The following is a 13,226-nucleotide window of genomic DNA, read 5'->3' as shown; positions in this document are numbered from 1 at the left end:
CCTCCCATCGACACACGATAAGTCTTAGCAAAGCTAAGTCATTTTCCCTTATATCCTATGTCCCAGCCGATGGGATTATGACAGCTACAGGTAGCGGAACATCTCTTTGGCTTCGTCCTTCTTGGTCGTCTCCCGCACGTCCAAAACCTCGACGCGAACCGACTTATTTCCAAAGCCAATCTCAATGATGTCTCCTTCTTTTACATTGACCGAAGCCTTCGCCGGTCTGTCGTTGACCGTCACCCGGCCAGCGTCGCAGGCCTCGTTGGCCACCGTCCGGCGCTTGATCAAACGAGACACCTTCAAATATTTGTCCAGTCTCATCTTTTCTCCTTTTTTCCTATAGAATAAAAAAAGGCCGTTGCTTTGCAAGGGCCTTTCTTGATTGAATCTTCTATCTTAGTTCATCATATCCTTCAGAGCTTTGCCCGCTTTGAACTTCGGCATATTGGTCGCCGCGATCTTCATCGTCTCGCCGGTTCTAGGGTTTCTGCCCTCTCTGGCCTCTCTCTTAGATACTTCAAACGTGCCAAAGCCAACCAACTGCACTTTTTCACCGTTCTTCAGTTCCTGCGCTACGGTATCGGTGAAAGCCTTTAAAGCCTTTTCTGCATCTTTTTTGGAGATCTCAGCTTTCTCTGCAACGGCAGCAATCAGTTCTGTCTTGTTCATAATATCTTCCTCCTGATAACTTCCACAGGCTATCTGCGGATTCTTTGCATAGTAAATATAATCTTTTCTTTGCTGTTTGTCAAGGAAAATCCCACGAAAAACCGATGTTTTCCCGTTTTTTTACGGAATCAAACCGGCCTTCTCTTGACGTTTAATTTCATTCCAGCGATCCAGAGCCTCTTCGGGCGTTCCCGCCGGCTCTCCGCCAAATACATGAGGGTGACGCCGTATCATCTTTTGACAAAGACCGGTAATCACATCGTCTATAGTAAAGGCCCCCTCTTCCGCCGCAATCTGGCTGTTCAGCAAAATCAAAAGAAGCACGTCCCCCAGCTCTTCGCACAGATTTTTCCGGTCATCGTTATCTACCGCCTGGAACACTTCCTCAGTCTCTTCCGCCAGACATTTTTTCAAACTTTCGTAAGTCTGGGCCCGGTCCCAAGGGCATCCGTCTTCCGCACGTAACTTCGCAATAATCTCTCTCAGTTCCTCAAAGGTATAAACCTCTTTCCTCTCATATGTTTTCACGCCATCAATTCCTCCATCTCAGCCAAAAGTCCCTTAAAATACTGAAGCGCTTTCTCGACCGGTTCCGCCGTTGTCATGTCCACCCCAGCAATTTTCAGTAAAGAAATCGGATCTGTGGAGCATCCTCCCTTTAGAAACCGAAGATAATCTTCCACAGCGGGCTTTCCTTCCTTTAAAATCCGCTGGGAAAGGGCGATCGCCGCGGCAAATCCCGTGGCGTACTGGTAGACGTAGAAATTATAGTAGAAATGAGGCACCCTCGCCCACTCAATGGCGATCTCCTCGTCTACCGTCACATGTTCCCCATAGTACAGCTGATTCAATTGATAATAAAGGTTCTTCAGGACATCGGCAGTCAGAGCTTCTCCTTCCTCCGCCATGGCATGAATCTTTTCTTCAAACTCCGCAAACATCGTCTGCCGGTACAAAGTAGTCCGGAATTGCTCCAGGAAATAATTCAGCAAATACGCCCGGCGTTTTTTATCCTTCGTTCGGTTTAAAAGATAGTGCATCAGCAGCGCCTCATTGCAGGTGGAAGCCACCTCCGCCACAAAGATCACATAATCTGCATAAACCGCCGGCTGATTCTGATTGCTGAGGTAAGAGTGCATGGCGTGCCCCAGCTCATGAACCAGGGTAAATTCACTGTTTAAGGTATCCTTGTGGTTGAGCAAAATAAACGGATGAACCTTAGCGCCGCAGGAATAAGCCCCTGAGCGTTTTCCCTCATTTTCATAGATATCCATCCAGCGCTGCTCAAAACTGCTCTTTAGCACCGCTTGATACTCTTCCCCGAAAATTCCCAGGGCGTCAATGACATCCTCTTTTGCCCGTTCAAAAGAAATTTCCTCTTCCGCGTCTCCCACCACCGGCACATAGAGGTCATACATGTGAAGTTCTTCTACGCCCAGCTGCCTCTTCCGAAAAGCCATGTAATCATACATGGGCTGCATATTTTCATGAACTGCTTGGATCAGCTGATGGTAAACCGCAACCGGTACTTCGGTCCGATCTAAAGCCGCCTCCAAACATGATCCATACTTCCTAGCCCGGGCAAAAAATACATTTTGACGAACATGGGCATTTAGTATCGCAGCCGTCGTATTTTTGAACTTCTCATACGTCTCGTAAAGATGCTGGAAAGCCTCTTCTCGCAGGCAGCGATCTTGGTTTAACATCAACGTACCATAGGAACCGTTTGTCAGAGGATATATCGTCCCAGCTGTGTCCTGAACGCTGGGGAAGGTCAAATCCGCATTGACAAAATTTCCGTAAATGCGATCCGGAGCGTCCGCCATCTCTCCTGCCGCAGCCAGCAGCGCTTCCTCCGATGGGGAAAGGATATGTGCCTTTTTGCGGCGCACCCGCTCCAAATAGCGGCGGTAAAGAGCAAGCTTTGGTTCTTCCCGATAAAAAGCGGCAAGCTGCTCCTCCGTCAGAGCAATCAGCTCCGGCGTTTCAAAGGCCATTTCCTGCTGCCACTGCACCAGCCAGCTCATCATCTGGCCCTTCATCCCCTGGTATACTGAATTTTTCGTATCTTCGTCGCTTTTCAGCGAAGTGTAAGTGTAAAGGCGTTCTACTGCTTCTTCCGCTTCTTCCTTTTCCTGAAAATAGCGATAAAGCAGCGTTCCGGACTCTCCCAGCCGGCCTTCATAGGCGGTCAACGCCTGCGCTTTTTCCTTTTCCAGCGTAAAAGCCTCCCAAAAGGCCCCATCGGAAGGATATAAATCTTCCGTAGACCAGGTATCCTCTGGTTTTAATTCGTTTCGTTTTGGTATGATATGACGCTCTGACATGTCGAACTCCTCTCTTCCAGTCATTTCCTATGTCACCAAAAAGTGTATCATAAATTAAAGGAGGAGACAACTGAAACTACTGGAAACAATCCTATGTGCCATCATTTTTACCGATTCTGTGAATTACCAATTGAAGGTAAAATGATAGAAAATGGATTTTACTTTTTACCATATCTCAAAGGATCCGCTATGGTTCGTTTAAAGAAGGCGATCAACGGCCCCATAAAACATGCGGTCACTACTGTTCCGATTCCTGCCGTGGCCCCCAGGGCAAAACCTACCACCGTACAAAACAAATCGGAAGAAATTCTGCATATCTGAAATTTCCAGTTTTTCTTTTCAGACAGAATCAACGCAACCGCATCATAGGTAGACACCCCCATGTCCGCCGTAAAATAAATGGATACGCCAAAACACATAGTGACAATGCCGATTACCAAAAACACAATTCTAACTGCCAGAGAAGGCGCCGGAATCAACATGTCAAAAGTCCCAACAGAAAATTCCACCACATATCCCAACAGAAAAATATTGATCCACGTTCCCAAACCAATCTTACTTTTATCTGCAAAGAAAATGGCAATCAGCATCAACAAGTTAAGAATCGCATATGCCGTTCCATAGTCCAGAAATCCCTCCGGCAGCGTCATCCAGATTCCATGGGACAAAACTTGAAAGGGGTCCAGCCCAAACACGGAAAACTTGAACATACCGACGCTAACGCTAATAATCAATACCCCGCATATCGTCATTAGGATTCTTCTCGTTTTCTCTTCCATTTTCCACCTCATCATCTTTCGCTGCCTTTATGCTCTATATGTCTATCATTTCCCAAATTTCTTATATTTAACAGTATCCTTTTTCTTCCAACCACGTATATCTTTTATTTTTTAATATCATGATATTGGAGAAAAAGTAATCTGTCTTTTCTGATTCCGAATTCCTGTCCATCTTTGCTGAAAATAGCAGAAACACTTTTTATCATATCCTATAAAAAAGCAAATTGCAAGACCGATACCTTCCATTGACAAGAGTGTACCATATTTTTCTCTGTTCCTTGCAGACTTTTCGTCCCGTTTTTGATATAATCGCCCTACAGGCATTTTTAAAAAAGAAAAAGGGGCAACATAAAATGAAGCTTCGCACCATCGTAGGAGTCCGCGGTACCGGAAAAACCGCCTTTTGCTCCAATCTCTCCCTAGATATCCTCGGCATCAACTCCGACCGGCATCAAAAGGCCGGCGTGGATCTGCTTCTCTCACCTTCTTCTGACCTTCCTACACATCTGTTTCTGACAGGGAAAAAGCAAGTTGGAAAAAGTACGCTTTTAAGAAAGGTGCGCGAGGCTCTCGCCTGCCCGGAAGCTGGCTTTGAGACGCGCCCCTATGAGATTAACGGCCAAAAGAAGGGCTATTGCCTGCACAGCCTTCTTCCATTAAAGGATATTTCCAATGACTGCCCCATTGTCATCAGCGTCTCTCCCGACCGCGCGATCGCTGTTACGGAAACCTTTGAGACTTTAGGCGTAGAGATCTTAAAAAAAGCTAGAGAGACAAAGGGAATTATCATTCTGGATGAGCTGGGGAAGGCGGAGCGGAACGCAAAAGATTTTTGCCGAGAGGTATTCCGCTGTCTCGACGGTCCGCTTCCGGTTCTCGGCGTGCTTCAGGCCGACGCGGGAAGCTTTCCAGAGCAGGTAGCTGCCCATCCCAGGGTAAAAGTATGGGAAGTGACAGAGGAAAACCGGGAGGAATTGCTGGCGGTTCTCCTTACGGAATGGAATTTCCTATCAAATAAATAAAGCTGGGAATCAAATAAATTGATTCCCAGCCGATACGTTTTTTTCCTCTGGTGTCCCCTCCCGGCGCGGTATCCGCAATTTGCCGCCTATCCTTCCATCTGCCTTCCCAGGAAATTAGCTGCCGTAGTAACCAGGCGCTTTTCTGTCTCTCCCATCTTTTCTTTTTCCTCTTTACTTAACAGGATTACCGTTCCGATCACGTCTCCCTCGCAAAGAATCGGTGCGATGGTCTCAAGCGCCACATCTTCCAGGCCTTCCTCTGTCACTGGAACAAAATTCTTTTCACTTTTGGAAGCGACGACGATTTCCCGTTTCCCCATCAGCTGTTCCAGCTCCTTACTGATTGATTTTTGAACCAAGTCCTTTTTCAGTCCGCCAGCCACCGCCAGCACCTGATCCCGATCCGTAATACAGACCATCCGCCCGGAACCTTGAGCCAAGGCGTCTGCATACTGACCAGCAAAAATCCCCAGCTCCGCCATCGGTGAATATTTTTTCAAAATGATCTCGCCTTCCCGGTCCGTAAAGATCTCCAACGGCGTTCCTTCCCGCAGGCGGAGGGTCCGGCGGATTTCCTTTGGAATCACCACTCGTCCCAGATCATCAATTCTACGCACTATACCTGTCGCTTTCATATAATAAATTCCTCCGTTTTCTGCCTATTACAAATCTGTTTTTCTCTCCACAAGGGCTTGTTATCTGTTCCTTAAGCCTTGCGCTTTTTTTGTAAGTAACGGTAGTATTTGTAAATCGGAGAAATTTATACCTTCTATTTTGGTTCACGCTCATTCATAAACGGAGATCTTGGAGGAACATAAAAATAATTTTGTTTATTCTCTATATAATAAAAAGGGAAGGCTTATCATCACCTTCCCATGATACCGTCTTAATCCTCTACCACATTCTCCAAGGTCCCGATTCCCTCAATCCGGCAGGTCACCACATCTCCTGCCTTTAAAAATTTTGGCGGATGAAAGCCCATGCCGACGCCGGAAGGAGTTCCTGTAATCAGAATATCCCCCGGCTCTAAAGTGATTCCCTGGGAAAGCTGAGAGATCAGCTCCGGGATATCAAAGATAAAATCATCCGTATTGCCATCCTGACGCAGCTCGCCGTTGACCCAGGACTGGATTTTCAGATACGGCGGACTCGGCAGTTCCTCCTTTGTTACGATACAAGGGCCCATCGGAAAAGAACCGTCCAGCCCTTTTCCAAAGCTATACTGCTTATGGCGGTTCTGGATATCCCTGGCCGAGATATCGTTCCCGATAGAATAGCCGAATACATAGGAAAAAGCTTCCTCCCGTGAAACATGAGAACAAGTCTTTCCGATAATCACCGCCAATTCCACCTCATAATCCAGTTGTTTTGTCAACTCACCGTGACATTTGATCGCGCCTCCTGGAGCCACGGAACAATCGACCCGCTTGGAAAAGTAAACCGGATACTCCGCCTTTTTGTATTCAATGCCCTTAAACTTTGCCGACTCGATGGCATGGGCCACATAATTTTGCCCCACGCAGAGCACATCGTGACGAGGATGAAGGATCGGAGCCAGCAATCGCAGCTGCGCCATCGGAATTCCTTCCTCCGCTTCCGCAGCCTGCTCCATACGCTCCCGCTCTTCGTCCGTCAGATGTTCAATCAAAGCGGTCATATCCGGATAGTCGATCAACAGTGTTTCCAATGGAATCACCGCCGCTTCATCCTTACGCAAAATGCCCAGGCGCGCCGCGCCGCCCTGTTCAAAAGTAACCAGCCTCATCGTCTTTCCCTCCATCTTGGCTTTCTATTTTTATTCTTCCGCCCTACCAGGATACTTCTTTTACGATCTCTCCCGGTAAGGAATGCTCCCCAAAAATTCGTCCCTGTCTTTTCCTGCCGGAAAGGCAGTAATCCCCGGCCGCATCCCATGATTCCGCTCCGGGGCATAATAAACGCTGAAAATCCCATTTAGCAGATACTGGAACCCCCAGTGCATCTCCTCTCCTGGATGCCGGTAGAAGGAATATTCCATCTCCTGTTTCCCGCTTCGCTTCTTTCGGCAAATGCTCCACTCCGTAAGCGCTCCGACATAGCCGACGATCTCTTCCGGGAAAAACGGCGTTTCCCTATAAACCTTTTCCAACGCTTGAAAGACTGCCGTTCCCGCGTCCGCTTGTCCTCCGCTCCCCATGGAAACCAAGGCCAAAAATGGCCCGTGGACGCCAGGTTCCCCGCGGCACAGCCGTCCAGCCCTCTGCAAAGCTCTGATTTCCCGTTCTACCTCCGGCAAATACAGGTGCTTTTTTACCGACAGGGCGGCAATCACCCCCTCCGGCGGAACCACCGCGTGATTTCCAAAGCGCTGAAAAACAGGATAATTGGCGCTGTCATAGACAATCAAATCCAACTGTCCCGAATGCTGGTCAGGGTCAGCCGCCCGCGGCGTCTTGGAACTGCCGGATTTCACTCCCGGCCTCAGGATAAAACCGGAAAAAATCTCGATATTTCGAGGCAGAAAACGTTCTAGAGTCTCCGCCAGCAGACACTCCACATACCGCCCATCCTCCCCCGGATGGGCCGCTCCCATACGTTCTTCTGCGGGAAGCAGTGTCTCAAACTGGCGATAAGCCGCCTCCATAGCTTGTATTTCCTGCCGCCAGTATTCCTGTAACCGTTCTCCGCCCATCTTTTCCTCCATAGTACGTTCCTTGCCCTGACCGTGTGTGCCCTTGTCAATTGAAGGTATCTTTTATGAAGCAGACAGCTCCCGCAGCACCAGTTCCAGCTTCCGCAGCAGCTTTTCCATCTGCCGCACCGCGTCCGTCCGCTCCCGGTTTCCCTCCACCACAGAAATCAAAAACGCCCGGTATCCACATAGGTAATAGATCAACTGCTCCTTATCAAAAAAAGACGGATCCCGCCCTTGTCTGTCCGGCCAAATCTCTTCCGCTGTCTGCAAAAGTTCTTCCTCCCGGCGAATCTTTTTTCGATCCAGCCGGTAAGGCTCCGAGCGGTTCCCGCCTTTCCACTTTTTCTGATTTTCCATCACTTCGTAGAGAAAACGATTGATCTCCTGTCTCCTGCTCCTGGACAGGTGAACGTCCTCCCCCACGACAAATCCATTGCTGACAAAAGTTCCTTTTTGAAAGGAAGTCTTTTCCCGCTGAAGCCGAAAACCATGTTCCCCTAAAATATGGGAGATCATTCCGTAGAAATAGGGGTTGGCGGAAAAATCAAAGGTCTGGGAGCTAAACAAAAGATCATCCGCATACCGGGTATAAAAAACCTCTCCCGCTATATAACGCTCCGAAAGCTTCTGACAATATTTTAAAATCCTTTGATCCATTCTCCGAAAAACCAGATTCGATAACGCTGGGGAAGTGACGGCTCCCTGGGGAAGACTGCCGTGAAGCATCCCAATTCCAACGATCTCATCCAAAACCGCCGGTTCCTGTACAAATTCCGATAGACAGCTCCGAAGCTGCTCCTCCCGAATAGAAGGAAAGAAATCCTGGATATCCAAACGCAGAAAATATTGACTCCCACAATGCGCCCTCAAATAGGAGACATAATTTTCTCCTTTTACAAATCCCTTCACCGGTACGGGAAGGGGAATTTGATTCAAAAAGCCCTCCGCCAACCTCCGCTGTATCTTTTTCAGCTCACTTCCCGGTCTCAGTCCATCAATACGCCGAACTCCATGCTTTTTCGGAAGCGTAAAAGAAAGATATGCGTTCTCCTTATCCGCAAGGATCCGATTTAGCTTTTCCTTCGTCGTATTTAGAATGTGACTGAGAAAGTAGCTTTCCTCATAAAGAATCATCCTATCTCCTATTTTGGAATAAGCAAAAATCTCGTTTCGTAAAATTTCGCAATCCATGGGATCGTCTTTGAAAAAAGGCAAGCACTCTCTTAAGAATTCCGAAGGGTCCTAAACACTGCGCGCTTCTCGGTCAGTCCGGCACCATTTGGTTTCTCAGTACCTTTTCTCCCCTGGCTTTCCAGCGCCGTGACACGCTCTCAGGGGGGCGTCTGTGCGCCCACAGAAGCCTTTCCTGCTTGCCTTTTCTATATCTTACCATCTTCCCCTTTAAATGTCATCTCCATTTTATGAATCAGACGCGCCAATTCCGGAAACCGCATCTGAAAAACGGAGCGCAGAAATTCCCGGTTGATTCCTTGATCACACCAACTGCGAAATTGAGGAAAAGTTTTTCCTTTCCATTTTAGATCCTGCGCCTGCCGCCGGAAAAAGTACTCCATCCACTCCGAAATCCATCCGCTGGTTTTGCCGACAATGCCCATAGTCTGATAGAGTTCCGCCTCCAACCGCCTATTTTCCTCCTGAATCTGCTTCTTTCCCATCAGATAATCGCTCTTTCCAGAAAAAACCAGCCGGAGATAGTTCAGCCTTCCAGGCGCAGGAAAGCGGGCCGTTAAACGCTCCACCTCCGCCAAACGCGCCCCTAAAACATCGGATTCCCTAATGTAACGCCGAAACAGCGAAAGATTCTCCTTGGTAATTAGCCCGCCCTCCAGCGTAGAGGAAAAAGCAAATGTCCCGTATTGTTCCAGGTAACGCTGTATTTTTTGGATCCAGCTTTGAAAGTTCGGATCTTCACAGCTAAAGAAGGGATACTTCCAGGAAAACCTGCACTTTTCCGCCATCCGTTCAATTTCCCGCCTGGCCCCTAATGTCTCTCTCCGCTTTTTTCCAAAAAAATATGCTTCCTGCTCCCGATGGGAAAAATATTCCGGTTTCAGAACAAATTCATTTTTTCCCGGACGTTTTTCCACCGCCTTATCCATATCGATCAGCGCAAACGCCGTCGTCCGATATCCACGCTGGTTCGGAGAAATAATATTCTGCACCACCCGATTGCTCATCCCTTTGACAAAGTCCACCCGACGGAGAAATGGATACAGCTCGCACAAATAGGGGTTTTGAAAAAGTTCCAGTTCCGATTCCCCTTCCACGCTGACCACCATCCTGGCAAAATAGGCGTTGGCATAAGAGTCCGTCATCTGGATGCGCTCCCGCGACATCTCCGGGGTAAAAAGGCGCATCGGTCTCAGGAAAGAATAATTTTCTTTCAAAACCACATGCTCCACCGTACAGTTCTCTTCCCCGCGGACCATCACATCCTTCACCATCCGGGAAGAATGCGTGGAGATGAGATACTGCACCCGGTCGGAAGAATCAAAGATATCCTCGGACAACCGGTCGATTAAGCTGTAATGTAAACTAAGTTCTGGTTCATCTAAGAGCACGATGGGTTCTTTCATTTTATTGGAGGCGCTCAGACGCAAGATTTCCGTCAATAGTTTGGTGTAATGGTACGCATTGGTTCCATTGGAAAAGCTGCCGAGCCGCCTGCCGCCGGTCCGGAAGTTCTTTCCATCCAAAATCACCTGAGCAATCGCCTGGGCAAACTGCTTGGGGTTAAAGCTGGCCAGGCCGATCTCCTGGGCCTCCAAGATCTCAATCAAGCTCTGCAGCCGGCGGTCCATGCTCTTCTCAGAGGATGCCAGCCAGGTTTTCGCTTCTGTTTTTACCTGTACGGTCTGCTCCTTTTCCAGCTTTAAGAGATCCCCCACCAGATTCCACAGTTCGCTCCAATCGGTCAGTTCCACCTGCCTGGCATCCACCGCATAGAGCGGAAACAGGAGATGAATGATCTGGCGAAGATTATAGTCCACATTCCAACGGATTCCGCCGTCCTTTTGCTGACGCATCTCCACGGATAAGCGGTTCCCCTTGGATACGGCCAGAATCTTCTGGTAAAAATTTTCGTAGCGAAGCCTTCCTCTCCCCCGGTTGTGATTGGCGATGGCCCGTACCCGGCTCATGTCATAATTCAGACGGATTCTCACCTCGTTTTGCAGAGGATTCCAGACGTCAAAGAGGTCTTCCTTCAAAGCCTGATTCCCTGTCAGGTGCTCATAAAAATAGAGCACAGCGGAGAGAACGTTGGTCTTCCCACTCCCATTTTCCCCAATCAAAAGATTGATATCTTTTAGCTTCCAGAAGCCATCCCGCATCGAGCGGAACCCTTCCATTTCAATGGACTCAATCGCCATAAAAAACCTCTTTTGTCTTGTATTGAAATTCTCTTCGGTTTCAATCGCTCCATTCAAAATGCTGGTAATCCTTAACCGATTTCCAGCCGCCTCCCCAGGTAAATCCGTGGGAGGTAAACAATCGGCAGGCATCATCTTCCCTCGTAATTTTGTAAGAGAAACTGCGGCTCCGGTCCGCAAAGGCCTCCGCAACAGCCGGACGACAAATCCTGGAACGGCCCTGTCCCTTCACATACGGGTTATAAAGCGGATTCAGATCAATGGCAAGCCCTTTGCTGTGGGCCGACAGTTTGGAAGATCCGGCAATCGCACGATAATTAAAACAGGAAGTGTTGTTGTCCGCCATGGACGCCTCGTCGTCCCCGCCATACTCGTCAATCAATCGAATCTTTTCAATCGGATATCTGTTCCGATACAACTCCTCAAAAATCTCTAAAACCTGCCCGTCTACCTTTCGGTTAACGATCAATTCTCCTACTCTGGTATTCCCCTGAAAATCCCGGTGAAGTACGCGCAGATAACGCAGATCGTCCAACGGAACTGAGCATCCTTCCGGATAGGAAATCCCCCGGATTCGATTCCAAACAGAATCATCGATCTTGAAACTGGCAAACCAAAAGCCAATGTCCTCTCCGCCCAAATCCTCCGGCACGGCATCGCCTGGCTGGTAGGTATCCAAAAGCCTCTTTTCTTCCTTCCCATAGATCGCCATATGGGGAAAATCCCCGGATACCCTCGCCTCGCTGCCAGCCTTGATTCCATATCGATCGCACAGCCGGCCAAACTCCACCGATCCGGTAAACGCTGGGATCAATTCCGCCGGCTCTTTGGCCCCTCTTTTCACCAGAGTAACCCAGGACGCCTTTCCGGCAGCGTCGGAACCGCGGTTTAAAAGCGCTCGGTAGAGCATCTCCACATAGTCCGTCAGAGCAATGGTTTTATTCCGGTACTCCTCGCTGAGGATAAAGGATGCGGCAACTTCCGTCCCTGTTCCGCCCCGATTCAATAGGCTGGTCCAATCGTTTAAGCCGCCCTCATCCCCGGCACGCCCCAGCACATTCCGGTACAAGCGCTGCACAAAGGCCGTGACATCCGCATTTTGATCCCTGGGCTCCGGTGAGAAATATGTTCCTCTTTGGATTCCATACCTCCCGCAAAGCTGTCCGAATTCTTCCGAATTGACGACGCCGGCAAAAATGCCATGACGGCTCATGCCATCTTCCAGGCGGCCAATCCAGAATGCCTTTCCGCCGGCATCTGGCTTCCGGTTTAAGATTGCTTGATACAGATCTGTCACAAAGGCGTCGTTGGACTTCTTTTGTTCTTGGTATTCCCTGGAAAAAAAGAATCCATAGGCCACATCCGCTCCGTTTCCTCCCTGATCCAGCAAAACAGACGTCCATCCATTTAATCCGTTTTCGTCTCCGGCGCGTCCCAGTACAATCTGATAAAGCCGCTGCACAAAATCTGTCACTTGCTGGTTCCGGTCATGAGCAAACACTGTCGTCGCAAACAGGACAAGACACAGGCCAAATGCCCACCAACCTTTGATTTTTCTCCTCATGTCTTTTCCCTCCTACTATAGATACCATTTTATCATAAGAAAAAGAGAGCGTCTACCGAGAGCGTCCTGAACTATAGAAAAAAGAAGGCGTCCTTCCAGCCATTTTATGACTTTAAAGATGCCTTCTTCCCATCTCACTCTAAAAAGGTAATGAATCCTTCCTTCATCCGATTTTTTGTATGATTGATGTGTTGTTGTAAATAGTTCAGCGCTTTCTCACGATCCCTGGCCTCCACATAGGCGATCCACTGATCATGTTCTTCCATCGCTGCCACGCTGGCCTGCTTGACGGTTTTCACCGGACACAGCATATATCTCTGGCGGACATTATAATAAAGATTGCTGAGATCCGCATTTCCGAAGAAGTCCAGAATCACTCCATGGAGCTTAATATCGGTCTTTGTATATTCCTTCAAAATCCCCTGGCGGAACAACTCCTTCTCCTGCTCATGAAGAGCCTTCATCTTTGCGATTTCCACCTCGGTAATCTTATCGAAAGTCTGATTCCAGACATACATCTCAATGCACTCTCTCACCTGAAAAATCTGGATCAATTCCTCCAGTTCCACCCGGTTGACAAAGTAGCCCACATTATCTACCTTGCGAATCAGTCCCTCGCTTTGCAGCTGTAAAAAAGCCTCACGAACCGGCGTAAATCCAATATTTAAATCCCGTGCGACCTGCCTTCCATTGATGTATCCCTGATATAGTCCTTCTTCCAGGTTTTGCTTAATTTGTTCATACGCTTCCTGACTTAAAGTCTTTTTTGCCATCTTATCTCCACTTTTCCTATCTT

General features: G+C 48.4%; 13 protein-coding genes. 1 reads left to right on the top strand and 12 read right to left on the bottom strand.

Going from position 1 to position 13,226, the window contains the following annotated elements; all coding sequences use genetic code 11:
- Nucleotides 1-84: 84 nt before the first annotated feature.
- From ACCC71_RS02225 to ACCC71_RS02205, 5 genes are all read right to left on the bottom strand, one after another.
- On the bottom strand, nt 85-324 hold the full coding sequence (locus ACCC71_RS02225) for an RNA-binding S4 domain-containing protein (RefSeq protein ID WP_434310816.1): 240 nt from the start codon (nt 322-324) through the stop codon (nt 85-87).
- Between the two features lie 75 nt (nt 325-399).
- A complete protein-coding gene (locus ACCC71_RS02220; RefSeq protein ID WP_434310815.1) occupies nt 400-672 on the bottom strand; it encodes an HU family DNA-binding protein in 273 nt (90 codons plus the stop codon).
- 120 nt (nt 673-792) lie between these two features.
- Nucleotides 793-1,200, bottom strand: coding sequence for a MazG nucleotide pyrophosphohydrolase domain-containing protein (locus ACCC71_RS02215; RefSeq protein ID WP_434310814.1), 408 nt, complete (start codon nt 1,198-1,200; stop codon nt 793-795).
- A complete protein-coding gene (pepF, locus tag ACCC71_RS02210) occupies nt 1,197-2,999 on the bottom strand; it encodes an oligoendopeptidase F (protein ID WP_434310813.1) in 1,803 nt (600 codons plus the stop codon). Before pepF ends, ACCC71_RS02215 begins: the two co-directional genes overlap by 4 nt.
- A gap of 158 nt (nt 3,000-3,157) precedes the next feature.
- Nucleotides 3,158-3,778, bottom strand: coding sequence for a YczE/YyaS/YitT family protein (locus tag ACCC71_RS02205; protein WP_434310812.1), 621 nt, complete (start codon nt 3,776-3,778; stop codon nt 3,158-3,160).
- Nucleotides 3,779-4,131: 353 nt separating this feature from the next.
- Between ACCC71_RS02205 and ACCC71_RS02200 the strand changes: the two genes are divergently transcribed.
- Complete coding sequence (locus ACCC71_RS02200; RefSeq protein WP_434310811.1) at nt 4,132-4,800, top strand: nucleoside-triphosphatase; 669 nt, start codon at nt 4,132-4,134, stop codon at nt 4,798-4,800.
- 86 nt (nt 4,801-4,886) lie between these two features.
- Here ACCC71_RS02200 and spoVT read toward each other — a convergent pair whose 3' ends face one another.
- From spoVT to ACCC71_RS02165, 7 genes are all read right to left on the bottom strand, one after another.
- On the bottom strand, nt 4,887-5,435 hold the full coding sequence (spoVT, locus tag ACCC71_RS02195) for a stage V sporulation protein T (RefSeq protein WP_434310810.1): 549 nt from the start codon (nt 5,433-5,435) through the stop codon (nt 4,887-4,889).
- 251 nt (nt 5,436-5,686) lie between these two features.
- Nucleotides 5,687-6,565, bottom strand: coding sequence for a fumarylacetoacetate hydrolase family protein (locus tag ACCC71_RS02190; RefSeq protein ID WP_434310809.1), 879 nt, complete (start codon nt 6,563-6,565; stop codon nt 5,687-5,689).
- Between the two features lie 60 nt (nt 6,566-6,625).
- Nucleotides 6,626-7,483: a DUF6602 domain-containing protein gene (locus ACCC71_RS02185; protein ID WP_434310808.1), complete on the bottom strand. Its 858-nt coding sequence runs from the start codon at nt 7,481-7,483 to the stop codon at nt 6,626-6,628.
- A gap of 51 nt (nt 7,484-7,534) precedes the next feature.
- Complete coding sequence (locus ACCC71_RS02180) at nt 7,535-8,608, bottom strand: reverse transcriptase family protein (RefSeq protein WP_434310807.1); 1,074 nt, start codon at nt 8,606-8,608, stop codon at nt 7,535-7,537.
- A 245-nt stretch (nt 8,609-8,853) separates the two neighbouring features.
- Entirely contained in the window at nt 8,854-10,866 is a 2,013-nt protein-coding gene (locus ACCC71_RS02175) for a retron Eco8 family effector endonuclease (RefSeq protein WP_434310806.1), read from the bottom strand.
- 40 nt (nt 10,867-10,906) lie between these two features.
- On the bottom strand, nt 10,907-12,430 hold the full coding sequence (locus tag ACCC71_RS02170; protein ID WP_434310805.1) for a DUF4214 domain-containing protein: 1,524 nt from the start codon (nt 12,428-12,430) through the stop codon (nt 10,907-10,909).
- A gap of 134 nt (nt 12,431-12,564) precedes the next feature.
- Nucleotides 12,565-13,203 (bottom strand): GntR family transcriptional regulator, encoded by a 639-nt coding sequence (locus ACCC71_RS02165; RefSeq protein WP_434310804.1) that lies wholly within the window; start codon nt 13,201-13,203, stop codon nt 12,565-12,567.
- Between the last annotated feature and the right edge of the window lie 23 nt (nt 13,204-13,226).

Source organism: Hominifimenecus sp. rT4P-3 (assembly GCF_051055405.1).
Classification (GTDB): Bacteria; Bacillota; Clostridia; order Lachnospirales; family Lachnospiraceae; genus Pseudolachnospira.
This window is presented reverse-complemented; position numbering and strand designations above follow the sequence as displayed.

Excerpts from the sequence above, each read along its gene's own strand:
- ACCC71_RS02225 (WP_434310816.1), bottom strand. The coding sequence starts at position 324 with ATGAGACTGGACAAATATTTGAAGGTGTCTCGTTTGATCAAGCGCCGG.
- ACCC71_RS02220 (WP_434310815.1), bottom strand. The coding sequence starts at position 672 with ATGAACAAGACAGAACTGATTGCTGCCGTTGCAGAGAAAGCTGAGATC.
- pepF (WP_434310813.1), bottom strand. The coding sequence starts at position 2,999 with ATGTCAGAGCGTCATATCATACCAAAACGAAACGAATTAAAACCAGAG.
- ACCC71_RS02205 (WP_434310812.1), bottom strand. The coding sequence starts at position 3,778 with ATGGAAGAGAAAACGAGAAGAATCCTAATGACGATATGCGGGGTATTG.
- ACCC71_RS02200 (WP_434310811.1), top strand. The coding sequence starts at position 4,132 with ATGAAGCTTCGCACCATCGTAGGAGTCCGCGGTACCGGAAAAACCGCC.
- spoVT (WP_434310810.1), bottom strand. The coding sequence starts at position 5,435 with ATGAAAGCGACAGGTATAGTGCGTAGAATTGATGATCTGGGACGAGTG.
- ACCC71_RS02190 (WP_434310809.1), bottom strand. The coding sequence starts at position 6,565 with ATGAGGCTGGTTACTTTTGAACAGGGCGGCGCGGCGCGCCTGGGCATT.
- ACCC71_RS02185 (WP_434310808.1), bottom strand. The coding sequence starts at position 7,483 with ATGGAGGAAAAGATGGGCGGAGAACGGTTACAGGAATACTGGCGGCAG.
- ACCC71_RS02180 (WP_434310807.1), bottom strand. The coding sequence starts at position 8,608 with ATGATTCTTTATGAGGAAAGCTACTTTCTCAGTCACATTCTAAATACG.
- ACCC71_RS02175 (WP_434310806.1), bottom strand. The coding sequence starts at position 10,866 with ATGGCGATTGAGTCCATTGAAATGGAAGGGTTCCGCTCGATGCGGGAT.
- ACCC71_RS02170 (WP_434310805.1), bottom strand. The coding sequence starts at position 12,430 with ATGAGGAGAAAAATCAAAGGTTGGTGGGCATTTGGCCTGTGTCTTGTC.
- ACCC71_RS02165 (WP_434310804.1), bottom strand. The coding sequence starts at position 13,203 with ATGGCAAAAAAGACTTTAAGTCAGGAAGCGTATGAACAAATTAAGCAA.